This is a genomic window from Pseudomonas parasichuanensis, from assembly GCF_021601385.1.
Taxonomy (GTDB): domain Bacteria; phylum Pseudomonadota; class Gammaproteobacteria; order Pseudomonadales; family Pseudomonadaceae; genus Aquipseudomonas; species Aquipseudomonas parasichuanensis.
In genome coordinates, this window is record NZ_BQHO01000025.1 from 21,484 (window position 1) to 46,135 (window position 24,652).

At 64.6% G+C, this 24,652-nt stretch carries 23 protein-coding genes; 4 read left to right on the forward strand and 19 right to left on the reverse strand.

Going from position 1 to position 24,652, the window contains the following annotated elements; all coding sequences use genetic code 11:
• Positions 1-4 precede the first annotated feature (4 nt).
• Positions 5-1,132 (reverse strand): efflux RND transporter periplasmic adaptor subunit, encoded by a 1,128-nt coding sequence (locus tag L6D77_RS18885; protein ID WP_269807539.1) that lies wholly within the window; start codon positions 1,130-1,132, stop codon positions 5-7.
• Between the two features lie 220 nt (positions 1,133-1,352).
• Here L6D77_RS18885 and L6D77_RS18890 point away from each other — a divergent pair, with 220 nt between their 5' ends.
• On the forward strand, positions 1,353-2,120 hold the full coding sequence (locus L6D77_RS18890) for an IclR family transcriptional regulator (protein ID WP_232883585.1): 768 nt from the start codon (positions 1,353-1,355) through the stop codon (positions 2,118-2,120).
• Between the two features lie 67 nt (positions 2,121-2,187).
• On the opposite strand, the gene L6D77_RS18895 is transcribed toward L6D77_RS18890, so the two are convergent.
• The 8 genes from L6D77_RS18895 to L6D77_RS18930 all read right to left on the reverse strand — a co-directional run bounded on the left by L6D77_RS18895 (position 2,188) and on the right by L6D77_RS18930 (position 10,167).
• Complete coding sequence (locus L6D77_RS18895) at positions 2,188-3,075, reverse strand: SphA family protein (RefSeq protein ID WP_232883586.1); 888 nt, start codon at positions 3,073-3,075, stop codon at positions 2,188-2,190.
• Between the two features lie 250 nt (positions 3,076-3,325).
• Positions 3,326-4,345, reverse strand: coding sequence for a 4-hydroxy-2-oxovalerate aldolase (gene mhpE, locus L6D77_RS18900; protein ID WP_232883587.1), 1,020 nt, complete (start codon positions 4,343-4,345; stop codon positions 3,326-3,328).
• Complete coding sequence (locus L6D77_RS18905; RefSeq protein WP_232883589.1) at positions 4,342-5,274, reverse strand: acetaldehyde dehydrogenase (acetylating); 933 nt, start codon at positions 5,272-5,274, stop codon at positions 4,342-4,344. Before L6D77_RS18905 ends, mhpE begins: the two co-directional genes overlap by 4 nt.
• A 16-nt stretch (positions 5,275-5,290) precedes the next feature.
• Positions 5,291-6,085 (reverse strand): 2-keto-4-pentenoate hydratase, encoded by a 795-nt coding sequence (mhpD, locus tag L6D77_RS18910; RefSeq protein ID WP_232883591.1) that lies wholly within the window; start codon positions 6,083-6,085, stop codon positions 5,291-5,293.
• Between the two features lie 75 nt (positions 6,086-6,160).
• Positions 6,161-6,967 carry an alpha/beta fold hydrolase gene (locus tag L6D77_RS18915; protein ID WP_232883593.1) on the reverse strand — a complete coding sequence of 269 codons (807 nt, stop codon included), beginning with the start codon at positions 6,965-6,967 and terminating at the stop codon, positions 6,161-6,163.
• Between the two features lie 34 nt (positions 6,968-7,001).
• Complete coding sequence (locus tag L6D77_RS18920) at positions 7,002-8,237, reverse strand: LLM class flavin-dependent oxidoreductase (RefSeq protein WP_232883594.1); 1,236 nt, start codon at positions 8,235-8,237, stop codon at positions 7,002-7,004.
• A gap of 67 nt (positions 8,238-8,304) precedes the next feature.
• Positions 8,305-9,147 carry an alpha/beta fold hydrolase gene (locus L6D77_RS18925; RefSeq protein WP_232883596.1) on the reverse strand — a complete coding sequence of 281 codons (843 nt, stop codon included), beginning with the start codon at positions 9,145-9,147 and terminating at the stop codon, positions 8,305-8,307.
• Between the two features lie 75 nt (positions 9,148-9,222).
• Complete coding sequence (locus tag L6D77_RS18930) at positions 9,223-10,167, reverse strand: catechol 2,3-dioxygenase (RefSeq protein WP_232883598.1); 945 nt, start codon at positions 10,165-10,167, stop codon at positions 9,223-9,225.
• A gap of 481 nt (positions 10,168-10,648) precedes the next feature.
• Between L6D77_RS18930 and L6D77_RS18935 the strand changes: the two genes are divergently transcribed.
• Both L6D77_RS18935 and L6D77_RS18940 read left to right on the forward strand, forming a co-directional pair.
• Positions 10,649-11,137, forward strand: coding sequence for a flavin reductase (locus L6D77_RS18935; RefSeq protein ID WP_232883600.1), 489 nt, complete (start codon positions 10,649-10,651; stop codon positions 11,135-11,137).
• Positions 11,138-11,285: 148 nt separating this feature from the next.
• Positions 11,286-12,005, forward strand: coding sequence for a TetR/AcrR family transcriptional regulator (locus L6D77_RS18940; protein ID WP_232883602.1), 720 nt, complete (start codon positions 11,286-11,288; stop codon positions 12,003-12,005).
• A 156-nt stretch (positions 12,006-12,161) separates the two neighbouring features.
• Here L6D77_RS18940 and L6D77_RS18945 read toward each other — a convergent pair whose 3' ends face one another.
• The 7 genes from L6D77_RS18945 to L6D77_RS18975 form a co-directional block, all read right to left on the reverse strand.
• Positions 12,162-13,553: an amino acid permease gene (locus L6D77_RS18945; protein WP_232883604.1), complete on the reverse strand. Its 1,392-nt coding sequence runs from the start codon at positions 13,551-13,553 to the stop codon at positions 12,162-12,164.
• A gap of 64 nt (positions 13,554-13,617) precedes the next feature.
• Positions 13,618-13,965, reverse strand: coding sequence for a RidA family protein (locus L6D77_RS18950; protein WP_232883605.1), 348 nt, complete (start codon positions 13,963-13,965; stop codon positions 13,618-13,620).
• 97 nt (positions 13,966-14,062) lie between these two features.
• Positions 14,063-14,779 carry an ABC transporter ATP-binding protein gene (locus L6D77_RS18955; RefSeq protein ID WP_232883607.1) on the reverse strand — a complete coding sequence of 239 codons (717 nt, stop codon included), beginning with the start codon at positions 14,777-14,779 and terminating at the stop codon, positions 14,063-14,065.
• Complete coding sequence (locus L6D77_RS18960; protein ID WP_232883608.1) at positions 14,776-15,549, reverse strand: ABC transporter ATP-binding protein; 774 nt, start codon at positions 15,547-15,549, stop codon at positions 14,776-14,778. Before L6D77_RS18960 ends, L6D77_RS18955 begins: the two co-directional genes overlap by 4 nt.
• On the reverse strand, positions 15,546-16,793 hold the full coding sequence (locus L6D77_RS18965) for an ABC transporter permease subunit (RefSeq protein ID WP_232883610.1): 1,248 nt from the start codon (positions 16,791-16,793) through the stop codon (positions 15,546-15,548). Before L6D77_RS18965 ends, L6D77_RS18960 begins: the two co-directional genes overlap by 4 nt.
• 10 nt (positions 16,794-16,803) lie before the next feature.
• Positions 16,804-17,742: a branched-chain amino acid ABC transporter permease gene (locus tag L6D77_RS18970; protein ID WP_232883612.1), complete on the reverse strand. Its 939-nt coding sequence runs from the start codon at positions 17,740-17,742 to the stop codon at positions 16,804-16,806.
• Positions 17,743-17,874: 132 nt separating this feature from the next.
• A complete protein-coding gene (locus L6D77_RS18975) occupies positions 17,875-19,023 on the reverse strand; it encodes a branched-chain amino acid ABC transporter substrate-binding protein (protein ID WP_232883614.1) in 1,149 nt (382 codons plus the stop codon).
• Between the two features lie 324 nt (positions 19,024-19,347).
• Between L6D77_RS18975 and L6D77_RS18980 the strand changes: the two genes are divergently transcribed.
• The gene (locus L6D77_RS18980; protein WP_232883615.1) at positions 19,348-20,073 is read left to right on the forward strand and encodes a FadR/GntR family transcriptional regulator; all 726 of its coding nucleotides are present in this window, start codon (positions 19,348-19,350) and stop codon (positions 20,071-20,073) included.
• Between the two features lie 146 nt (positions 20,074-20,219).
• On the opposite strand, the gene L6D77_RS18985 is transcribed toward L6D77_RS18980, so the two are convergent.
• From L6D77_RS18985 to L6D77_RS18995, 3 genes are all read right to left on the reverse strand, one after another.
• A complete protein-coding gene (locus tag L6D77_RS18985) occupies positions 20,220-21,668 on the reverse strand; it encodes an NAD-dependent succinate-semialdehyde dehydrogenase (protein WP_236170110.1) in 1,449 nt (482 codons plus the stop codon).
• A 63-nt stretch (positions 21,669-21,731) separates the two neighbouring features.
• Complete coding sequence (locus L6D77_RS18990; RefSeq protein WP_232883619.1) at positions 21,732-23,417, reverse strand: thiamine pyrophosphate-binding protein; 1,686 nt, start codon at positions 23,415-23,417, stop codon at positions 21,732-21,734.
• A gap of 25 nt (positions 23,418-23,442) precedes the next feature.
• The gene (locus L6D77_RS18995) at positions 23,443-24,639 is read right to left on the reverse strand and encodes an NAD(P)/FAD-dependent oxidoreductase (RefSeq protein ID WP_232883621.1); all 1,197 of its coding nucleotides are present in this window, start codon (positions 24,637-24,639) and stop codon (positions 23,443-23,445) included.
• Between the last annotated feature and the right edge of the window lie 13 nt (positions 24,640-24,652).

Sequence of the window (24,652 nt, forward strand, 5' to 3'; positions counted from 1 at the left end):
AGCTTTACGGCTGGGAACTGACGATGCTTTGCACGGGGGCGACGTTGCCGGCGGCGACGGGCTTGAGCGCGATGCCCGGGCGTACGCGCTGCACGCCTTCGGTGACCACGCGTTCACCGGCGTTCAGGCCTGACTCCACCAGCCACTGGTTGCCCACGGTGCGCGAAGTGCGGATATGGCGCAGCTCGGCCTGGTCGCCGTCGATCAGCACCCAGGCAGTGGCCTGGCCCTTGAGGTCGCGGGTCACGCCCTGTTGCGGCACCAGGATCGCCTGGCGGCGTACACCTTCGGCCAGCGAGCCATGCACGAACATGCCCGGCATCAGGATGCCGTCGGGGTTGGGGAACTGCGCACGCAGGGTGACCGAGCCGGTGCCCGGGTCGACGGTCACCTCGGAGAACTTCAGCGCCCCCGGCTGCGCATAAGGGGTGCCGTCCTCGAGTGTCAGGTCGACCTTCACCTGGCCCGGGCCGACCATGGCCAGGTGCCCGGCGTCCAGTTCACGGCGCAGGCGCAGCAGTTCGGTGGAGGCCTGGGTGACGTCCACGTAGATCGGGTCCAGCTGGTTGATCGAGGCCAGTTCCTGGCCCTGCCCAGCATTCACCAGCGCGCCTTCGGTGACGTTGGAGCGGCTGATGCGGCCGTCGATCGGCGCCAGCACACGGGTGTACTCCAGGTTGATGCGCGCGGTCTTCAGTTCGGCTTCGGTCTGTTTCCAGCTGGCCTGGGCATCGTCGAACTGCTGGCGGCTGATGGCCTTGGTTTCCAACAATCGCTGGTAGCGCTGGGCCAGGTTGCGCGCGGTGTCGCGGTTGGCCTCGGCCTTGTCGACGGCGGCCTGATACAGCGCCGGGTCGATCTGGTACAGCTGTTGCCCCTTGCGCACCACGGTGCCTTCGGTGAACAGGCGCTTGAGCACGATGCCGCTGACCTGCGGGCGCACCTCGGCCACGCGCAAGGCGGTGGTGCGGCCCGGCAGGTCGCTGCTCAGCAGTACATCCTGTGGCTTGAGTTCGACCACGCCCACTTCGGGGGGCGCGGCCGCCAACGGCTGCTCGGCCTTTTCACAGGCCGACAGCGCGAGGCTCATCGACAGCAAGGCGCCGAGACGGTGCAGGGTTCTGGTGTTCATCATTTCTCCTTGGGCATGACGCCAGTTGCTTGTGCTTGCCTTCAGAAATGCGCTGGCGGAGCAACGGGCGAATCGCAATGTACCATATTGCGGTACTGTGTATCGCATCATGATACATTGCGATTACAGAGAAAAACCAGCCGCTGTCGATCCGGCGATGAACCTGTACACTCGCGCAGCCGCCAGGGTGCAGGCGGCAACGCCGGTTTCGAGGAAAGTGATGAGTTCTGAAAAAGACAATGCAGCAGACGAACAGCGCAGCGGTGGCATCCAGGTCATCGCCCGCTCCAGCGCCATCATGCGGGCCCTGGGTGCCCAGCCGCAGGGCCTGAGCCTGGCCGCCATCGCCCAGGCCACTGACCTGCCGCGCTCCACCGTGCAGCGGATCATCGGTGCACTGGAGGCCGAGGGCCTGGTCGAAGGGCTGCCCGGCAGCGGCTATCGCCTGGGCCCTGCCCTGGGGCAACTGATCCACCATGCCCATGGCGATATCATTTCCGTGGCCCGCGAGTCGCTGGAACAGTTGGGTGAGTCGTTGGGGGAAACCGTGGTGCTGTCGTGCATTCGCGGGCAGCAGAGCAACGTCATCATCCGGGTGCTCAGCGAGCAGGAACTGCGCGTGGTAGTCCCCCTCGGCAGGTCACTGCCCATGCACGCCACCGCCGATGGCAAGGTGCTGCTGTCCACCCTGAGCGACGAGACCATCCGCGAGTGGCTGCCTGCGGCGCCCGAAAGGCTGACGCCCAACACCCTCGAGTTGCCCGCCTTGCTCGCGCAGATCCAGGACATTCGCCGCGAAGGCGTGGCCGTGGACATCGAAGAGCACACCCTGGGCGTGAGTGCGGTAAGCCTGTTGATTCCAACGTTCATGGGGCCGCACGCGGTGTCGGTAGTGGCGCCCACGGCGCGCTTCATGCCTCGCCAGGCCCAGTTCCGCGCCGCCTTGCAACAGTTCAAGGCTGCCCTGGACAAGCAGTTCGAGGCTTAGCCAGGCACGAGTTGCCGGGCAAGCCCGCCGCCGCGCAGGCCGCGTCAGTGCGGCCTGCGCGGGTCGGTCAGAAAGCCTTCACGACCGTGAGCCGCAACAGTTCTCCCTTCGGGTATGCATCGCTACCCGCGGTGGCGCTGAGCTCCTTGTACGCCGCAGCCTTGAAGACCATTCCCACGCTGGGAATGGCGTAGTCGAGCTGCAGGCCCACGGCGTGCCGTGACGAGCGATCCTGGCTGGCCCCCCTACCCTTGTCATCCGACACCTGCCATTGGCTGTACCCAACCACGCCAGCCTGCATCACGCCAAACTGCTTGCCCACGCCCCACTCAAGGGTCAGCTCGTTGCCGGGGCGAAAGCCGGCGTCGTTTTCGCCGTTGCGTTCGAAGCGCACAAGGCCCGACGCCGACAGCGACCTGGCACCGTCCAGGTAGTAGGTCAACCCGCCGGTGAACATGGTGGTCTGGAAACCCTTGCCCGGCGATGCCGGGTCACTGGTACTGCCGTTGTCGAACCACTGGCCAACTGTTGCTACAGCATCCCAACGCTTGCCATGCCAGGCCAGCGCGGGCCCGGCATAGATATCGCCGATGCCGGTGCGTGAATCGGACATGCCGGCGGCGTCCAGTTTCAATGAGGTGTGCACAACCGGCACCAGCGTTTCCACGGCGAAGTCCGCGCCCAGCACTTTGTGCTCGGTGATCCAGATCAGCCGGTTGGCCACGGCGGTGACACTGCCGCTGTTGTGGCCCGGCATGTCGTGATTGCCACCGGGCGCGCGAAAGCGGTCCATGTCGTAGTTCAGCACGTAGGCCAGGTAATACAGGCCGGGTGGTGGGGCGCTGGCAGCTTGCAGGCCCTCGGCGCCGGGCACGTAGTGCCCTGCGGCGTTGGCAAACAGCGGCAGCATCGCCACGGCGGCGAGGGTGAAGCGGACTTGGTTCTTGTTATTCATTATCAAATCCTGTCATGGGTCGTGCAGGCCTGAGCGCGGGCAACAGCCATCCGTCCCGGCGGCCCGCCAGGAAAAAAGCCATCAAGGCCCTCTTGGGCCAGGTGAAAAGGTGTGGTGCGCGCCCTTGTCTACTCAGGGAGTGCCAGCGGGCCTGGCAACTTCAGGGCGTACGGCGCGGGCCTGGAGCTTCCACATGCCGCCGTCCACTACCAGGGGCTGGCCGGGCAATACGTCCGGCCAGCGCCCGGGCTCAGCCGACTTGCCGGGCCCTGAGCAGATCAAGGGCCACATCGACGATCATGTCTTCCTGCCCGCCCACCATCCGCCTGTGCCCCAGTTCCACGAGGATGTCGAGGGTCTTTAGGCCATACTTGGCCGCGGCAATCTCGGTGTGGCGCAGGAAACTCGAATAGACACCGGCGTAACCCAGGCCCAGGGTTTCGCGGTCGACCCGCACCGGGCGGTCCTGCAGCGGCCGCACCAGGTCGTCGGCGGCATCGAGCAGTGCGTAGAGATCAGTGCCATGGTTCCAACCGAGCTTGTCGGCGGCGGCGATGAACACCTCCAGCGGCGCATTGCCAGCGCCAGCGCCCATGCCGGCCAAGGAGGCATCGATACGGTCACAGCCTTCCTCCACCGCAGCGATGGAGTTGGCCACGCCCAGGCTGAGGTTGTGATGGGCGTGGATACCGGTTTCGGTTTCGGGCTTGAGTACGCCCTTCACCGCCCGGAACCGTGCGCGGATATCGTCCATGTTCATCGCGCCACCAGAGTCCACCACATAGATGCAGGTGGCGCCGTAGCTCTCCATGAGCTTCGCCTGGGCGGCCAGGCCTTCGGGGGTCTGCATGTGGCTCATCATCAGAAAGCCAACAGTGTCCATGCCGAGGCTGCGGGCGTACTCGATGTGCTGCTTTGACACATCGGCCTCGGTGCAGTGGGTCGCCACCCGTACCACTCGCGCACCAGCGTCATAAGCGGCCTTGAGGTCGTGCAGGGTACCGATGCCCGGCAGCAGCAGCGTGGCGATCTTGGCGTGTTGCACCACGTCGGCCGCCGCCTCGATCCACTCAAGGTCGGTGTGGGCGCCGAAGCCGTAGTTGAACGACGAGCCTTGCAGGCCATCGCCATGGGCCACTTCGATGGAATCCACCTTGGCCTGGTCCAGCGCCGTGGCGATGGCGCGCACGTCATCAAGGGTGTACTGGTGGCGGATGGCGTGCATGCCGTCGCGCAGCGTCACGTCACTGATATACAGTTTCTTGCTCATGCCACGGCTCCCATCGCCTGTGCCATGCGCTCGGCGGTGGCCAGCGCGGCGGAGGTCATGATGTCGAGATTGCCGGCATAGGCCGGCAGGTAATGGGCGGCGCCTTCGACTTCGAGGAACACCGAGGTTTTCAGGCCGGTGAAGGTCCCCTGCCCCGGCAGTTTCAAGGCGCGCACCTCTTCGAACTGCACCTGCTGCTTGAGGCGATAGCCCGGCACGTAGGCCTGCACGGCGGCGGCCATTTCCTCGATGCTGGCCGCGACCTGGGCCTGGTCGGCCGGCTCGCTCAACACGTACACCGTGTCGCGCATCATCAGCGGCGGTTCGGCCGGGTTCATCACGATGATCGCCTTGCCCTTGCTCGCGCCGCCAATCACTTCGATGGCCTTGGCGGTGGTCTCGGTGAATTCGTCAATGTTGGCGCGGGTACCCGGGCCGGCCGACTTGCTGGCGATCGAGGCGACGATTTCGGCGTAGTGCACCTTGGCCACCCGCGATACCGCGGCGACCATGGGGATGGTGGCCTGGCCACCGCAGGTGACCATGTTGACGTTGAGCTGGCCCAGGTGCTGCTCCAGGTTGACCACCGGTACGCAGTATGGGCCGATGGCCGCCGGGGTCAGGTCGATCAGGCGCAGGCCTGGTTTGTGCCGGCGCAGGAAGGCGTCGTTCTTGACGTGGGCGCTGGCGCTGGTGGCGTCGAAGACGAAATCGATGTCCTGGAACACCGGCAGGCGGGTCAAGCCTTCTACCCCCTCGTGGGTGGTCGCCACGCCCAGGCGCGCGGCGCGGGCCAGGCCGTCGGAGTTGGGGTCGATGCCGACCATGGCCGCCATTTCCAGGTGCTGGCCATGGCGTAGGAGCTTGATCATCAAATCGGTGCCGATGTTGCCGGAGCCGATGATGGCGACTTTGCGTTTGTTGCTCATGAGATTCTCTCTGCAGTTAATCGCGGCTGAAAGTCACGCCAACCCGGCCCAGGCCGTCGATTTCGGCGTCGAAGCGATCGCCAGCGGCCACCGCCACCATGGGCCCGAGGGCACCGGTGAGGATGATGTCGCCGGCCTTCAGCGGGTCGCCCAGGCGGGCCATGGTGCGTGCCAGCCACACCGCGGCATTGAGGGGGTGGCCCAGGCATTCGGCGCCGCTGCCGGTGGACACCGTTTCGCCGTGGCGGGTCATGCGCAAGGTCGCGCCACGCAGGTCGATACCGTCCGGGCGGCGCGCCGGGCCGCCCAGGACGAAGCAACCACTGGAGGCGTTGTCAGCGACGGTGTCGGTGAAGCGGATGTTCCAGTCGGCGATGCGGCTGCCAACAATTTCCAGGGCCGGCAGTACCCAGCCGATGGCCTCGAGGACCTCGGCGAAGGTGGTGTCGGGGTTGGGCAGGTCGTGCTTCAGCACCAGGGCGATTTCCGCCTCGATTTTCGGCTGCAGCACGCGGCCGAACGGCACGGTCTCGTTATCGCCATAGGCCATGTCGGCGAACAGGCTGCCGAAGTCCGGCTGGTCGACACCGAGCTGGGCCTGCACCTTGGGGTTGGTCAGGCCGACCTTGCGGCCGACCAGGCGACGGCCTTTGGCCTGGGCATGGGCAACGTTCAAGCGCTGGACCGTGTAAGCGGCCACGGCGTCGTGCTCGCCGATCCGGTCGCGCAACGGCGCGATGGGTTCGCCGCTGGCCTCGGCATTGCGCAACGCCTCGGCGAGACGTTCCAGGGTCTGATCTGTGGGGGTCATGATGGGTCTCATCAGGCAGTGAATGGGTAGAAACCTGGGTGGCCAGGGGGCATGCAAACCCCCTGCCCCGGTGCGTTAGCGCGCCTGCTCCATCAGGAAGCCCAGGGTCGCTCCGAGGGTGGCTTCGAGGCTCTCCATCTGCGGGATGTGCCCGGCACCCGCGACGATGTGCACGCGGCTGTCACGGATGCGTCTGGCAAACTCTTCTGCGTAGACCGCCGACACCAGGCGGTCGTGTTCGCCCCAGACGATCAGGGTAGGTGCGGCGATACGGTGCAGGCGCTTGGCCAGGCCACGGTCGGCGATGGGCCAAACGAACTTGCCGGTACAACCCAGGGCCCATACGCCGGCCGCCATCGCCTTGACCTTTTCTTCCGGGTCCTGGGGCAGCTCGAACATCCTGTGGGCCACTTCGATGGACGGGTCATGGAACAGCAGGGCCGGCATGTCGGCCGCCGGGAGTTCGTTCCAGTTGACCACCGGGGCGTCGTCACGCCACAGGCCGATGGCATCGAGGATCACCAGCCGCGAAGGCAGTTGCGGGAACACGCTGGCCAGCTCGGCCGCCAGCATGCCGCCAAAGCTCTGCCCCACCAGCACCGGCCGGTCCAACTCCAGCGCCCGGATGACCTGCTCATAGGCCAGCACGACATCCTGAAGGTCATCCAGGTGTTTCACCGAATACGGATCGTCCGGCGTGGTGCCTGGAAACTCAGGCGCATAGACGGTGTAGTGCTCGGCCAGAAGATCGAGAAAATCGTCCCACAGCGGGCCGGCGGCCGAGTGCAGGTAGACCAGCGCCGGGCCTTGGCCCGCCACCCGTACACGCACCGTGAGCTTGTCGTCCCAGGCCTTTACCTGGATGTATTGAATAGCGCTCATTGCATTGACTCCAAAGACGGATAGGCAGGGGTGATCACAGCGGCTTGCCGCCGAGGCGCTCCGGCCACCAGTGATGCTGGTAGCCCTGGTCGCTCCACAGTTGCGCAAGGTGTGGCTTCACCTCCCGGGCAAACAGCTCGATGTTGTATCTGGCCAACTCGGTGGGCATGGAGCCGAACTGCAACATGGCGTGCAGGTTGCCGATCTTGAAATCGGTGGCGAATTCCTTGATGCGTTCGCGCACGGTCGCCGGGCTGCCGCAGATAATGGCGCCGCACTCGACCAGTTCCTTGAAGGTGATGGTGCGCATCTTGTCGTAGATGCCGAAGTCCTTCGGGTCGCGGTAGATGAACTCCAGCCCGCGGATGTCGATGCCACCGGGCAATGCCAGGCGGTTCATGCCGATACCGCCCAGGGACTTGCGGAAGAAGTACTCGGCATGGCGGGCGTACAGCCGTTCGGCCTGCTCGTCGGTTTCGGCGACCGCGATCATCTGCATGAAGCCGACCTGGAAGGGGTTGACCTGCTTGCCCAGCTCCTCGGCGATCTGCTGGAAGCGGTCGAAGATCCGCCGGCCCGTGACCTTGGGGCCGAACCAGCCGAAATAGTTGAAGCCGTAGTTGTTTTCCAGGATGAACTTCATGGTGTTCGGGTTGCCGATGGCGGTGATCCACACCGGCGGATGGGGTGCTGTCTGCAAGGGCCGCGGCCACAGGTTGACGTTGCTCAGCTGGGTGAACTTGCCATTGAAGGCAAACGGCTCGCGCTCGCGCCAGGCGCGCAGGATCAGCTCCAGGTTCTCGTCGAAACGGGCGCGGGTTTCCATTGGCGGCACGCCGTTGTTGGAATTGGCATCGTAGGCCAGGCCGATCGGAAAACCGCAGATCAGGCGCCCGCCCGACATGCAGTCGAGCATCGCCTGCTCCTCGGCTACCCGCAGCGGCTCGCGGGTCTTGCCCAGGGAGCGGCCGAGCGGGTAAATCGCGGTTTCCAGCCCCTCTGTTTCGGTCATGTAGGCCACCGCGGCCTGGAACAGGTCCGGGTTGGGCATCATGTCGTAGCTGCTTTGCCCATGCTCGGTGATGGCGATGCCGTCGAAACCGCAGCGGGCGGCGAACATCATTTCGTCCAGGGCATCCTTGAAGGCACTGCGAATACCTTGGGGCGTGACCAGGTCGTGATACGGGGTGCTGACAACCGACTCATGTTTCGACTCGAAGTCGTCCGGCAGCGAGCGATAAGGCACTTGCTGGAAATAACTGACTTTCATGATTAACTCCGCATTTTATTTCGCGAAATAACTTTTGGCGTTATTCGACGTGATGATCGATAACGTTTCAGGGGCGCGCAGCTTCATTGCCCAGGAAATCTTTCAACAATGAAGCGAAACGCTCCGCGTGTTCGATTTGCACCCAATGCCCGCACTTTCTGAATACATGCAGTTCGGCGTTTTCCAACAAGCCGAACAACCTATGGCTGTTAGCCACGGGGATGACTTGGTCCTCCTGCCCGTGCAGGATCAATGTCCGGTGCCTGATGGTCGCCAGTTGCTCGACGGGCAGCGCCAACTGATCGATACCGGCCTGGCGCGGTGGCGGGAACATCGAGGCGAAGGCCTCCTGGAAGCCCGGGCGGATACTGGCCTCGTAGCGCATGCGCGCCAGGTCGTCATTGACCAGGTCATGGTTGAAGGCGAACACCTTGAGCAAGGCCTTCATGCTGGCGATCGAGGGCTCGTATCCCCACACCGCATCCAGGCCGGCGGTCAATGGGAAGTCAACGCCGACACTGCCCATGAGCACCAGCTTGTTGACCCGCTGCGGATGCTCGGCAGCCATGGCCAGGGCCAGTGCGCCACCGAAGGAATTACCAACCAGGTTGACCTTCTCCAGGCCCAGCGCATCGATGAAATCGACCAGGTGCCGGACCCAGGCCTGGCGGCCATAGCGAATGCCCTCAGGGCGCTGGGTGAAGCCGAAACCGACGATATCCGGCGCGACAACCCGCATGTGCCTGGCCAGCACCGGTAGTACCAGTCGCCAGTTCGCCCAAGCGGTGACCCCCGGCCCGGAGCCGTGGATAAATAACGTGGGTTCGCCCTCGCCGTTATCGTGATAGTTGGTCGAGATGCCGCCGGCATCAATAAGCAGGCCGTGCTCGGGTGAAACTTCATTATTCATAAAACACCCAACGTTCAGGTAAAGATCAGCCGCCGCGCCAGCAACAAGCGCAGGTCGCTCATGACAAGTTTTTATTCAGGTATAGTTTTCGAGGAAGTCCGGGCGCGGCGTTCCATCATGGAAGAAGATGCCGCGCCATATTTCCTCGACATGCCAGGTAATGGTGGGCATGTCGGGCTGGGCGAAATAACCCATGCCGGCAAACATTTCGTTGCGGTTGCCACTGGGGTCGAAGAAGTAGGTGGTCTGCCCACGGGTAATGGCATGCCGCTGCGGTGTTACATCCACCGGTACTTTATGTTTGCCGAGAATATCGGCGCCCCGCAGCACGGCATTCCAGTCCTCCAGGTAGAAGGCAATGTGGTGCAACCCGGCGGTCGCGCCAGCGCCCAGTGCCAGGTCGTGGGCCTTGGTGCCGCGGAACAGCCAGGTCGCGAACTGGTGCTTGCCTTCGGCATCGGTCACCACCTGCTCGGCCAGGTTGAAACCCAGCACCTGCATGAGAAACGCGGTGGTATCCACGACCGTGTTGACGCCCTGGCTTTCGTCCACCGGGCAGGTGAGCATCACGTGGTCGAGCCAGTGCACACCGGCCCCCCGCAGGTCATCGGGCCAGGGGTGCGGGTTCAGCGTGCCGACGGCCTTGCCGATGAAGGCCTTGGTCGCGAACAGGTACATGCGGTGGCCGCTGGGCAAGTCGAAACCGATCGAGCGACCACAGCCATGCAGGTAGCCCTCGGCATGCCAGGTCACCGCCACGCCACGGCTGCCGATCTTCTCGGCCAGTTCGTTGAGGTCGCTGTCGTGTTCCACCTTGTAGGCGATGTGGTTCAAGCCCGGCCCGTTGTCGGGCGACAGCACCAGGGAGTAGGCATCCCACTCGTCCCAGGCTTTCAGGTACACCCGCCCCTGCGGGTCGCGGGCGGTTTCGCTCAAGCCAATGATGTTCACGTAATGGTGCAGCGCCTGGTCGAGGTCGCTCACCTTCAGGTCGACGTGACCCACTCTGAGAATTCCCATATCAGCCTCTCGTTTCTCGATTGTTGGTTTGCATGACGGCCCATGGCCGAGGAAACGCGTTGCGGGTCATGACCACCCGGGCACCGGCAAGCCGCCAAGGTGCCGGGACAATGAGCGAGGGGCTTTCGACAGGGCTTGCCGCTGGCAACGGCTAGGTGCCGTCGAACAAGGCAAGACGCAGGAAGGAACGGGCAGGCAAGTAAGGATGCTCATTGTTCTTGTTCTCCTGGCCGGTCGATTGAATGCCGGCCTAGTGATGAATCGATCATGACTGATAACACCATCAGTTACGATTAGGCGATCACATTCTGCATTTGTCAACAGCCTTTTTTAGCGCTTGGGCAAACGCTCGAACGGCACTAGCGAAGGGAAAAATGATCTGATAGCCTCATAACTGATGACTTAATCAGTCTTGATGAAATCATCAAACAACAACAATGACTCGCTCCACGGCCCCGCCCTGGAGCCAATGGAGGTAACGATGGACGCCATCAATTTTCGCGAGGCCATGACCCACCTCGGCGCTGCCGTGAATGTGATTACCACCGACGGCAAGGCTGGCCTCGGCGGGTTCACCGCTTCTGCGGTGTGCAGCGTGACCGACTCGCCGCCCACCCTGCTGTTCTGCATGAACAAGGGCGGGTTCCAGTACGAGCGTTTCGTCGAAAACGGCGTGGCCTGCGTCAACGTGCTGCACGGGCGTCAGGAAGACATCTCGCAGACCTTCAGCGGCGCACTCAAGCTCAGTGTCGAGGACCGTTTCAAGGCTGTTGCCTGGAGCACCTTGCAGACTTCATCGCCGGCCCTTGATGACAGCCTGGTCTCCTTCGACTGTCGCATCGTCCGGGTCAACGAAGTGGGTACCCATGGCGTATTCATCTGCGAGGTGCAGGCCGTGCGCTTCGGTGCCCACAATGACAGCCTGATGTACTTCAGAAGGCAGTACCACCGCCTCGCGCAGGCTTGCTGAGGCGCCCGCCACGCCGCTGAAGGCCGCTGCCAGGCGACCTTTCGGCGGCGATACCATAATCCCGGCTATCAAGGCATCATGTGTCCGATGCTCGCGGTTGCAGGCTGCCACCTGCATTCGCGGCAAGTCCGACACATCCGGGGTTTTCATGAACAACAGCGACAATCGCACACCCGATTCCACGGTGCCGCCCCCCCAGGGCGCTGCTGCGGATGCCAAGCCGGCCGCAATGCCACGCGGCCTCAAGTCGAAGCTGCGTACGCGCAAGAAGCTGATCGACTCGGTCCAGCGGCTGATCGCGGTCAAAGGCTTCGAACAGATGACCATCGAGGACATCACCAACGGCGCCGATGTCGGCTTCGGCACCTTCTACAACCACTTCCACTCCAAGGAAGACATCGCCACGGCCCTGTTCCTCGAGCGGAATCAGGAGATCGAACGGGTCATAGAAGTCATCAGCGCCTCGGAGCAGGATCGCGCCCTTTCAATCGCCTATGTGCAGAAACTTTTCCTCACCCAGGCCATCCAGAACGAGATCTGGGGTTGGTACATCGTGCGTGCCCATGGCACCCACAAGATCATGAGCGACTCATTCAACGAGCAGGCCAAGGCCGACATTGCCCAGGGTGTTGCCCAGGGGCGCTTCGACGTGGCCTGTGTCGATGCTGCGGCACAGATCACCATCGCCGGGCTCATCGCCGCGATGCGCAACCTGCTGGAGGGCGAAGCCGCGCCCAACACGGTGAACAATACCGTCGAGTGCTTCATGCGCTTGTACGGGCTGACGCCCAAGGAGGCGAAGCAGATCGCCAATGTCGAGCTGCCGGCCTATGTGACCGACCTGTTCGCTGGCGGTGAGAGCGCTTGATAAGCGGCCGCCGTGGCCAAGGCATGTATCGGACTGTGCCTGGCACAGTCCGAACCTGAGGCGTGTCGGGCCTGGCACTGCAATGCTCCAGGCTTAACATCAGTTGCATAAACGCGAGCTTGCACAACCGCCGAAGGCAGCCGCGACGGCTGGCCGTTAACGCTGGCCCATGATCTGCAGCAAGCGCGGCCGCTGCTGCCGGGTAACGCAGACCAGCAGAATGAACACCGTCACCCCGGCAGTCATCAGCGCCTCGTACCGGTAGGCGTCACTGAACAGCATGTACCCCAGCACCAGCAGGATGCTGGCGATCACCAGCCAGGTCAGCCAGGGGAACAACCACATCTTGAAGGCCAGCCGGGTGCCCTCGCGCTCGGCCCGCGCGCGCATGCGCAGTTGCGAGACGGCGATGGCCAGGTACACCAGCAGCGCGATGGCGCCGGTGGTCGAGAGCAAGAAGCTGAACACCTGGCCTGGGAACGCATAGTTGACGACACAACCGGCAAAACCGGCCAGGGTCGACAACAGCACGGCCACCACCGGCACACCACTGCGCGTCACCCGACAGGTGATCGGCAGCGCCTCGCCACGGGCGCCCAGGGAGTACAGCATCCGCGATGCGGTATACAGCCCCGAGTTCATGCAACTGGTCACCGCCACCAGCACCACCAGGTCGACCAGCAGCTTGGCCCCGGGCACGTTGAGCACCTCCAGCACCCGCTGGAACGAGCCCACCGCCTTGAGGGCCGGATCGTTCCAGGCCACCAGCGACACCACCAGGAAGATCGATGCCAGGTAGAAGATGGCAATGCGGTACACCACAAGGTTAGTGGCACGGCGGATCTTCTCTTGCGGCCTGGCGGTCTCGGCCGCGGCGATGGTCACCACCTCCGCGCCGAAGAAGCAGAAGATGGTGATCAACACCCCGCCCAGCACCGCCCCCCAGCCATTGGGCACGAAACCGCCATTGGCCCACAGCTGGCCGACACCGGACACCTGGGCCAGCGGCCAGGCGCCGAACACGGCCAGGCCGCCGACGACGATGAAAGCGATGATCGCCAGCACCTTGACCAGGGCGAACCAGAACTCGAACTCACCGAAATTCTTCACGCTGACCAGGTTGCTGCAGGCCAGCAGGCCCATGATCAGGAAGGCGAACAGCCAGGACGGCACCCCGGGGAACCAGGCGTGCAGGATGTCTGCGCCGGCAATCGCCTCGACCGGGATGATCAGCACCCAGAACCACCAGTACAGCCAGCCGATGGTAAAGCCCGCCCAGGGCCCGATGGCTTCCCCGGCGTAGGTCGAGAACGAGCCGCTGTTGGGGTTGGCCACCGCCATCTCGCCGAGCATGCGCATCACCAGCAGCACCAGCAGCCCGGTCATGGCGTAGGAGATGAGGATGGCCGGGCCCGCCGAGGCGATGGCGTTGGAAGAGCCGATGAACAGGCCGGCACCGATGATGCCGGCAATCGAGATCATCGAGACCTGGCGGGAGGTCAGGCCATGTTGCAGGGAACGCTGTTGTTCTTGTTGGAGCGACGTCATCTGAAACCTTCGATCGGCTGCGCCGTTGCACGGGCAACGGCGAGACTTAAGCAAATACCGCCCTTCAGGTGGCGGCCGTGATGATGAGTTCCACCAGCATGCCGGGCTTGGCCATGCGGGCCTGGCCGGTGGAGCGCGCCGGGGCGTGGGCCTTGTCTACCCAGGCGTCCCACACGCTGTTCACGGCTTCGAAGTCCCGCAGGTCATCGAGCCAGAGGATCGCGTTGAGGATCTTGCGTTTGTCGCTGCCGGCCAGTTCCAGCAGGTGGTCGATCTTGGCCAGCACCTCGCGGGTCTGCTCGGCGGCCGAGGTGCCGGGCGTGCCCACCTGCCCGGTCAGGTACACCACGCCGTTGTGTTTGACGGCATGGTGAACACGGGTATCGAATTGGTATCGCTCAATTTCAGTCACAGCACACACTCGCTTTGATGGATATACAAGACACGGCTATTGCGTCCAATGCCGATGGAGCCGGGGGCTGCTTTGCAGCCCTTTTGCGGCACGGACATCACTCCCCCAGGTAAGCCTTCTGCACCTGCTTGTCATGCAGCAGATCCTGGCAGCTGCCGGTCAGGGCAATGCGCCCGGAGTCGATCACGTAGGCGCGGTCGCAGGTCTGCAGGGCCAGGCGGGCGTTCTGCTCCACCAGCAACAGGGTCACCCCGCCCTTCACCACCTCGCGGATGGTTTCGAAGATCTTCTGCACGATGATCGGCGCCAGGCCCATGGACGGCTCGTCCAGCAGCAGCAACTTCGGCTTGCCCATCAGCGCGCGGGAGATCGCCAGCATCTGCTGCTCGCCGCCGGACATGGTCCCGGCCAGCTGGAACGCGCGCTCTTTGAGGCGTGGGAAGATGCCGTACATGCGCTCGATGTCGGCGTCGATGGCGTCCTTGCCGTCGCGGCGCGAATACGCGCCCATCTCGAGGTTTTCGTGCACGGTCAGCTTGGGGAAGATGCCGCGCCCCTCCGGCACCAGCGCCAGCCCCTCGCGGATCAGGTCGAACCCCTTGATCGCCGCGTGGGCCTTGCCATCGAAGGTGATCTGCCCGGCGTTGGGCTTGAGCAGCCCGGCGAGGGTCTTGAGGGTGGTGGTCTTGCCCGCGCCGTTGGCGCCGATCAGCGCGACCATCTCGCCCTGGGCCACGTTCAGGTCGATGCCCTTGATCGCCTGGATGGCGCCGTAGGCAACCTGCAGGCCGTTCACTTGCAGAATGTTGTTCATGCCACTGCCTCCGCGCCCAGATAGGCCTCGATCACCTTGGGGTCCTTGCGCACGTCGGCCGGCAGGCCGTCGGCGATCTTGCGGCCGAATTCCAGCACGGTGATGTGGTCGCACAGGCCCATCACCAGCTTCACATCGTGCTCGATCAGCAGCACCGTCTTGCCGTCTGCCTGCATCTTGCACATCAGCTGGCGCAGGCCTTCGGTTTCCGAGGCGTTCATGCCCGCCGCCGGCTCGTCGAGGGCGATCAGCTTGGGCTCGGTGGCCAGCGCCCGGGCGATCTCCAGGCGGCGCTGGTCGCCGTAGGAGAGGTTCTTGGCCAACTCGCCGACCAGGTGGGCGATGCCCACGTAGTCCAGCCAATGCCGCGCGGCCTGGCGGATCTCGCGCTCTTCACGCACACAGGCCGGGGTGCGCAGGATGGCGCCGAACACCCCGCTGCGGGTGCGCACATGGCGGCCGATCATCACGTTTTCCAGGGCAGTCATGTTGTGGAACAGGCGGATGTTCTGGAAGGTCCGCGAGATACCCGCCTCCACCACCTTGTGCGGCTTGCTGATCAGCAACGGCTTGCCGTCGAACACCACCCGCCCCTGCTCGGCCCGGTACAGCCCGGTGAGCACGTTGAACAGGGTGGTCTTGCCGGCGCCGTTGGGGCCAAGCAGGCCGCGGATCTCGCCGCGGCGGATGCTCAGGTCGATGCCGTGCAGGGCCTGCAGGCCGCCGAAGAACTTGCTCACCTGGTGCAGCTCGAGAAGGATGTCGCTCATGCCTTGTCCGCCTCTTTGATCGGGAGTTCGAAGGATGCTTCGCTGGCCGGGGCCTGCACGGCAGTGGCCAGGGCCGCCGCGTCCGGCGCAAGCTCAGGGTCGCCATCGTGCAGCTCGGCGCGGCGGCGGTCGGACGGCCACAGGCCCTCGGGGCGAAAACGCATGACCAGGATCAGCGCCAGGCCGAACACCAGCATGCGCAGGGTCGAGGCATCCAGCACGTTGCGCAGGATGTCGCGGCTGATGAAGGTGACGTTGTCCATCACCCAGGGCTGGACCCAGTTGACCAGGTCACGGAACAGCTCGGGCATCACCGACAGGATCAGCGCCCCCAGCACCACGCCACGGATCGAGCCCATGCCACCGAGCACCACCATGGCCAGGACCATGATCGACTCCATCAGGGTGAACGACTCGGGGCTGACGAAGCCCTGGTAGCTGGAAAACAGCACGCCCGACACGCCGCCGAAGGTGGCGCCCATGGCGAACGCCAGCAGCTTGAGGTTGCGCTTGTTCAGGCCCATGGCCTCGGCGGCCACTTCGTCCTCGCGCAGGGCCATCCAGGCCCGGCCGATGCGGGACACCTCCAGGCGCTTGGACAGCACGATGCACAGGATCACGATGAACAGGAAGAACAGGTAGTAGCTGATCACCGGCGACACCGGCAGGCCGAACAGGCTCCAGCTCTGCTGCAACGACAGCAAGGGCGCGGCACCCTCCCCCGGCGCATGCATCCAGGCCCCGCCATCGATGTGCAATGGCGCGATATTGCTGATGCCCTGCGGGCCGTTGGTGAGGTTCACCGGCTGGTCGAGGTTGTTCATGAAGATGCGGATGATCTCGCCGAAGCCCAGGGTGACGATTGCCAGGTAGTCGCCGCGCAGCTTGAGCACTGGCGCGCCGATCAACACGCCACAGATCGCCGCAGCCACGGCGGCCAGCGGGATGATCACCCAGATCGGCCAGTCCATCACGCCGCTGGCCAGGCCCGCCAGGTTCAGGTGTGGCGAGGCGAGCAAGGCGTACAGGTAGGCGCCGATGGCGTAGAAGCCGATGTAGCCCATGTCGAGCAGGCCGGCGTAGCCGATGACGATGTTCAGGCCCAGCGCCAGCAACACGTAGAGCATGGCGAAACCGAGGATGCGCACCCAGGTCGGGCCGAGCATGGGGATCGCCTCGATCAGGAACGGCAAGGCGATGAAGGCAAGGATCAGCAACAGGTACTGGCTTTTGAGGTTTTTCATCATTGCCCCCTTACGCCCGGTCGGCCTGGCGTTCGCCAAGCAGGCCGTTGGGCCGCAACAGCAGCACCAGGATCAGCACCGCGAAGGCGAAGATGTCCTGGTAGTTGGCCCCCAGGAAGCCACCGGTGAGTTGCCCGGTGTAGCCCGCCGCCAGCGACTCGATCAGCCCCAGCAGCAAGCCGCCGGCCATGGCCCCGAACAGGTTGCCGATACCGCCGAGCACCGCCGCCGAGAAGGCTTTGAGGCCCAGCAGCAGGCCCATGTAGGCGTCGGCCTGGCCGTAGTTGACCGCCCGCATCACCCCGGCGATGGCCCCCAGGCTGGCACCGATCAGGAAGGTGGCGCTGATCACCCGGTTGATGTTGATGCCCATCAGCCCGGCCACTTCCTGGTTCTGCGCGGTGGCGCGCATGGCCTTGCCCAGGCGGGTCTTGTCCACCAGCAGCCACAGGCCGAGCATGATCACCACGGCGATCAGCATGATCGACAGCTGCACGTTGGTGACGGTGGCGCCGAACACCTCCACCGGGCGGGTTTCGACCACCTCCGGGAAGGTCTTGTAGCCGCGCCCCCAGATCATCATCGCCAGGTTCTGCAGGGCGATGGAGATGCCGATGGCGAGGATCAGCGGGGTCAGCCGCGGTGCCTTGCGCAGGGGCCGGTAGGCGTATTTCTCCATGCCCTGGGCCAGCAGCATGCACACCACCACCGCGGCCATGATCGCCAGCAGCAAGGTGATCAGCCCAGGGGCGAAGCCGGCGCCGGCCAGCATCGTCAGGACTGAAATGGTGACCATGGCGCCGACCATCACCACTTCGCCGTGGGCGAAGTTGATCAGGCCGATGATGCCGTAGACCATGGTGTAGCCCAGGGCTACCAGGGCGTAGATGCTGCCCAGCACCAGGCCGTTGAGGATCTGTTGCAACAAGATATCGAAGTTACCGTCCACGAGCTGAATCCTCGAAACTGCGTTGTCGTTGGCGCGCAGCAACTGCTGCTGCGCGCCAACAGGCCTGGCAGGTAGGAATAAATCTTCTTGTTATGTGGCGGGCTGGGGCCCGCTTGTTATTTGGGGTGAAGCTCAGTCGCGCTCGACCGACAGGGTCTTCCAGCCGCCGTCGGCGAACTGGAACACGGTGGCCGCCGGGCTCTTGAGGTTGCCCTGGTCGTCGAAGGCGATGGTGCCGGTCACGCCTTCATAGCTCTGGCTCTTGAGCACGGGCAGGTACAGCTTGGGATCGTCGGACCCGGCCTTGACCATGGCGTTGATCGCAGCCCAGGTAGCGTCGTAGGCAGCCGGCGACGACTGCACCACGCCCACGCCGAACTTGTCCTTGAGCTTCTGCTCGAAGGCCGCGCCCTTGGGCATTTCCAGCAATGGGGTGCCGTAGTTCCAGGCGTAGGTACCTTCGGCGGCGCTGCCGGCCATCTGCTTGAACGAGTCGTTGGGCAGGTTGCCGATGTTCATGAAGCGCGCCTTCAGGCCCAGGTTCTTCATCTGCTTGGCCATGGGCGCAGCCTGGTAATCCAGGGCGGCGAAGAACACCGCATCGGCCTTTTGCGCCTTGGCGGTGGTGAGGATGGCGTTGAAGTCGGTGGACTTGTCGTTGGTGTACTCGCGCACCACCACGTTGCCGCCGGCGGCCTTGACCGCCTTGGTCACTTCGTCGGCCAGGCCCTGGCCGTAGGCGGTACGGTCATCGAAGATGGCGATGCGCTTGGCGTCGAGCTTGCTGACCAGGTAGTTGCCGGCGTAGCGGCCGAGGGTGGCGTCGTCGTTGACCACGCGGAACACCGAGGGGATGCCCTGTTGGGTCAGGGTGGGGTTGGTGGCCGACGGTGAGATCTGCGGGATGCCGGCGGCGGCGTAGATTTTCGACGCCGGGATGCTGGTGCCGGAGTTGTAGTGGCCGATCACCACCGCCACTTTCGAGTCCACCAGCCGTTGCGCGACGGCGGTGCCGGTACGCGGGTCGGCGACATCGTCTTCGGACACCAGTTTGAACTGGGCCACCTTGTCACCGATTTTCAGTTGCTGCTGGTTGGCCTCTTCCACGGCGATCTGGATGCCGTGCTCGACGTCCTGCCCCTGATGCGCCGAAGGCCCGGTCAGCGGGCCGGCAAAGCCGATCCTGACGGTTTCGACGTCCGCTGCGTGGGCCGTCCCCATGGCCATCAGCAAGGTTACCGCGGTGGCGAGGGCTGTACGCCCCCCGTTGTTCTTATACATGCTCAGCTCCCAGTTTGATTGGACGAACCTCGACATCACTTACCGCATGCGAATTGGCCAGAACGCCGTCGCACTTGTAAGATAACAGTCAGCAGGCAACTGTCAATGGGTGTATGCTGTGGCAGTCGGTAAAAGAATCTTGCGGGCGACGAACGATCCGCGGGGCACAACAGGGTCGCCACTCGCTGGTCAGATGTTTGATAACATATGGCGACTACATCACCGCTGGTTGGCTACGGATCCCGCCGCATACGGCTCGAGGGCTGCGCGCAACCTGCGGATCACAACCGTGATGAGCCAATCAGTTTCAGGAGCAACCCTTCTATGAATGCGTCGTTAGGCACGCGTCGCGCCAATCTGGCGGAAACCGTGATCCAGGAGCTGTCCAGCCGGATCGACAACGGCACCTATGGCCCCGGTGACAAACTGCCGTCCGAGCAGGAGCTGTGCAAAGAGTTCAACGTCAGCCGCCCGGTGATCCGCGAAGCCGTGGCCTCGCTGCGCCTGGGCGGGCGCCTGGTGGCACGCCAGGGGGTGGGCGTGTTCGTGGTCGAGCAGGACGTCAAGCGCATCGGCTTTGCCATCGACAGCGTGGTCGACGATGTACGCGCCGCCGCGCACATTCTGGAGCTGCGCCTGGGGATCGAGACCGAATCGGTGGCCCGCGCCGCCGAGCGCCGCAGCCCGGCCAGCATGGCGGCGATCACCGAAGCGTTCGACCGCTTCAACTCGCTGGACGGTGCTTCGCAGGAAGAAGAGGCCAAGGCCGACTTCGAGTTCCACCTGGCCATTGCCCGCGCCACCAACAACCCGCACTTCACCCAACTGCTCGAAGCGCTGGGGCCGGACATCATTCTCGACCTCAACCTCAAGCACGGCCAGGTCAGCGGCAAGAACCGCCAGGCGCACATCAAGAAGATCGGCCGCGAGCATGGAGCGATCCTGTCGGCGATCAGCATGGGTGATGTCAGCAGCGCGCGCACGGCGCTGCGCAAGCACCTGGAAGAGAGCCTGTCGCGCTATCAGCGGTTGCTCGACAGCAAGGCCTGAGGCAAACACACCTCCCTGCAGGAGCGGCCTTGTGCCGCGAAAGGGCCGCAAAGCGGCCCCATCAATACAGCGGTGTCGTTCATGGCCGGGGCCGCTTCGCGGCCTTTCGCGGCACAAGGCCGCTCCTACAAGGGCCGCACAGCCCGTCAGATCCCCAGGCACACGTACTTGATCTCCAGATAATCCTCGATCCCGTACTGCGACCCTTCCCTGCCCAACCCGGATGCCTTCACCCCGCCAAACGGCGCGACCTCGGTGGCCACCACGCCAACGTTGATCCCGACCATCCCATACCCCAAGGCCTCGGACCCCCGCCACACCCGCCCGACATCCTGGGTGTACGCATAGCAGGCCAGCCCGAACTCGGTGTCGTTGGCCTGGGCAATCACCTCCTGCTCGGTGCTGAAGCGGAAGATCGGTGCCACCGGCCCGAAGATCTCCTCTCGCGCCACACGCATGCCCGCCGTCACATCGGCCAGCAAGGTCGGCTCGAAGAATGCCTCGCCCAGCGCATGCCGGCGCCCACCGGCCACCACCCGCGCGCCCGCCTCCACCGCTTCGCCCACCAGGCGCTCGACGCCAGTGGCCGCACGCCCGTCGATCATCGGCCCGACCTGGGTGCCCGGCGCATCGCCCTGCCCCACCACCAGCTCATTCACTCGCTCGGCGAAACGCGCAACGAAGCGCTCGTAGATGCCGTCCTGGATGTAGAAGCGGTTGGCGCACACGCAGGTTTGCCCGCTGTTGCGGAACTTGGCGATCAGCGCGCCTTCCACGGCCTTCTCCAGGTCGGCATCGTCGAACACGATAAAGGGCGCATTACCGCCCAGCTCCATGGTCACCTTCTTAACCGTCGCCGCCGACTGCTGCAGCAACTGGATGCCGATCGGCGTGGAGCCGGTAAACGACAGCTTGCGCACGATCGGGCTGGCCGTGAGCTCGCCGCCGATGGCCGCCGAGTCACCGGTGACCACGCTCAGCACACCGGCAGGGATGCCTGCACGCTCCGCCAGCACACACAGCGCCAGGGCACTGAACGGCGTCTGCGAAGCCGGCTTGAGCACCAGGGTGCAACCCGCTGCCAGGGCCGGTGCGGCCTTGCGGGTGATCATCGCCGCCGGGAAGTTCCACGGCGTGATCGCCGCGCACACGCCAATCGGCTCCTTGGTGACGAGCAAACGGCGATCGGCGTTCGGCGAGGGGATCACATCGCCATAGATGCGCTTGCCCTCTTCGGCATAGAACTCCACATAGGCCGCGGCAAAGGCGATTTCGCCCCGCGACTCGGCCAGCGGCTTGCCCTGCTCGGCGGTCATGATCCGCGCCAGGTCTTCCTGGTGGGCGATGATTTCGCGGAACCAGGCCTGCAACCGGGCGGCGCGCTCCTTGGCGGTGAGCGCGCGCCAGGCCGGCAAGGCGCGCTCGGCGGCGGCAATGGCGCGGCGGGTTTCCTCGACGCCCATGCGCGGCACATGGCCCAGCACTTCACCGTTGGCCGGGTTGGTCACGGCGATGCGCTGGCCGCTGTCGGCCGCCAGCCATTGTCCATCGATGTAGCAAACGTCACGCAGCAGATCGTGATCGGCAAGGTTCATGTCGATTGGCTCGTTCAAAGAATTAAAAAAGGTGGGGCCGTAACGCGCCCCACCTGAGGCGAATCAGCGTTGGGCTTGCAGCGCCTTGTCGCGGATCTGGCTGAGGGTCATGCGCGGGGTCAGGGCTTCCGGGTCTACCTGGATTTCGATCAGCGCCGGCTTGCCGGATGCCTGGCAGCGCTCGAAGGCTGCGACGAAATCTTCGGTGCGCGTGACCGTTTCACCGTGCAGGCCATAGGCACGGGCCAGGGCGGCGAAGTCCGGGTTGTGCAGCTCGGTGCCCGACACGCGGCCCGGGTAGCTGCGCTCCTGGTGCATGCGGATGGTGCCGTACATGCCGTTGTTGACCACGATGGTGATCACCCGGGCATCGTAGTGCGCCGCCGTGGCCAGCTCCTGGCCGTTCATCATGAAGCAGCCGTCGCCGGCGAATGCCACCACGGTGCGCTGCGGGTAGGTCAGCTTGGCCGCCACCGCTGCCGGCACGCCATACCCCATCGAACCATTGGTGGGGCCGAGCAGCGTGCGGAATTCACGGTGCTGGTAACCACGGTGCACCCAGCCGGTGTAGTTGCCGGCGCCGCAGGTGAGGATGCTGTCGGTGGGCAGGTGCTTGTTCAGCCAGGCAATCACCTCGCTCATCTGCACATCGCCCGGCGAGCGCGGGGTTTCGAAGTTGCCCAGGTAGCCGCGATTAAGGCTGACAGTCCAATCCTCGAAAGCCTCGGGGCGCACCGGCCCGAGCCGGTTCACCTGGCGCAGGAAACTGCCGGGGCCGGCATTGATGCCCAGGGTCGGCTGGTACACCCGGCCGATCTCCTCGGCACTGGGGTGCACATGCACCAGCGCCTGCTTCGGTGTCGGGATATCGACCAGGGCGTAACCGCCGGTGGTCATCTCGCCCAAACGTGCACCGACCACGATCAACAGGTCGGACTGCTTGACCGCCTCCACCAGCACCGGGCCGGCAGCCAGGCCGAGGTCACCGGCGTAGTGCGGGTCGGTGTTGTCGAACAGGTCCTGGCAACGGAACGAGGCCGCCAGCGGCAGGTTCTGGGTGTGCACGAAGGACTTCAAGTCCGCCACCGCCTCGGCCGTCCAGCCGCCGCCACCGGCCACCACCAGCGGCCGCTCGGCCTTGGCCAGCAACTGCTGCAGCTCACCCAGGGCCTCAGGCGCCGGCGCCGCCTCGACGCGTTTGGCCGGGCGAGCATCGGGCACCTGCACCAGGTCGGTCAGCATGTCTTCGGGCAGCGCCACCACCACCGGGCCCGGGCGGCCGCTGATGGCGCGCTGGAAGGCCTGGTTGATCAGTTCGGGAATGCGCGCGGCATCGTCGATCTGCACCACCCACTTGGCCATCTGGCCGAACATGCGGCGGTAGTCCACTTCCTGGAAGGCTTCGCGCTCGATCTGGTCGCGGGCCACCTGGCCGATGAACAGGATCATCGGCGTGGAGTCCTGGAAGGCGGTGTGCACGCCCACCGAGGCGTTGGTGGCACCGGGGCCGCGGGTGACCATGCAGATGCCCGGCTTGCCGGTCAGCTTGCCGTAGGCTTCGGCCATGTAAGCCGCGCCGCCTTCCTGGCGGCAGACGATCAGCTCGATGTCGTCCTGCACATCGTGCAGCGCATCGAGCACCGCCAGGTAGCTCTCGCCCGGCACGCAGAAAGCGCGCTCGACACCATTGACCCGCAAGGCATCGACCAGGACCTGGCCGCCGCTGCGCTTCACTTCGGAGTTGCTCATTGTTGTTCTCCCTCAGGCCGCGCGGTCAGATGACCGAATCTTCCAGGAACGGCTTGTTGTCGATGACGCGTTGATAGGACAGCGCGCCCAGGTCCAGCGAGCGGTAGCCGCCGTAGGTGATCAGTTCGGACAGGCCGCGGCCGATGGCCGGCGCCTGCTGCAGGCCGTGGCCGCTGAAGCCGTTGCAGAACAGGAAGTTCTTCACCTCGTTGTGCGGGCCGACGATGGCGTTGTGGTCGAGCACGCAGAAGTCGTAGTGCCCGGCCCAGAAGTTGACCACCTTGATGCCCTCGAACGCCGGTACGCGCTCGGCGAGGATCGGCCAGACTTCTTCGTCGAACTCGTCGTGCATCACGTCGAAGTCCTCGAAGTCCACTTGCGGGTCGTGCTTGGGGTAGGTGCCGCCCAGGTAGAACTTGCCCTCGGGGCGGAAGAACACACCGGTCGGGTCGATGGTCAGCGGCACGGTGCCTTCCAGCGGGGTGCGGCAGTCGAACACGAACAGCGAACGGCGGCGCGGCTCCACCGGGATGTCCAGGCCGGCCATGCGCGCGACCTTGGTGCCGCGGGTGCCGGCGCAGTTGACCAGCAGGCCGCAGCCGATGCGCTCGCCACTGGCCAATTGCACGCCGGTGATGCGGTCGCCTTCACGCTGGATGGCGACCACTTCGTTCTCGATGTACTCGATGCCCATCGAACGTGCCTTGCGGCGGAAGCCGTTGAGCATGCCGAGGCTGTCGAACCAGCCTTCGCCGCTCTGGCCATAGCTGGCACCGGCCAGGGTGTCGATATTGACCCAGGGGAACTTGCGCTGCAGCTGCTCGGGGTCGAGCAGGTGCACGTCGGCGCCATGGGACACCTGGGTGTCGTGCAGGCGGCGCAGCACCTCATAGCCCTTGTCATCGCCGAGGAACAGGTAGCCGTTCTCGTGGAAGGCCAGGTCCGGGCGGTCGCCGTCGACCTCCATCAGGTCGGGGAAGTTGCGCACGAATTCGGCGCCGAACTTGGAGATCTCGATGTTGATCGGGTTGGAAAACTGCTGGCGGATCGAGCTGCTCGACAGCGCGGTGGCCGACTTGTTGTAGGTCCAGTCGCGCTCGATGACCAACAGCGAACCCTTGAAGTCCGGGTTGTTGGCCAGGAAGTAGGCGGTCGAGCTGCCATTGACGGCGCCGCCGACGATCACCACATCGTAGCTCTGTTGTTTTGCGGTGGAAGCCATGGAATTAGCTCTC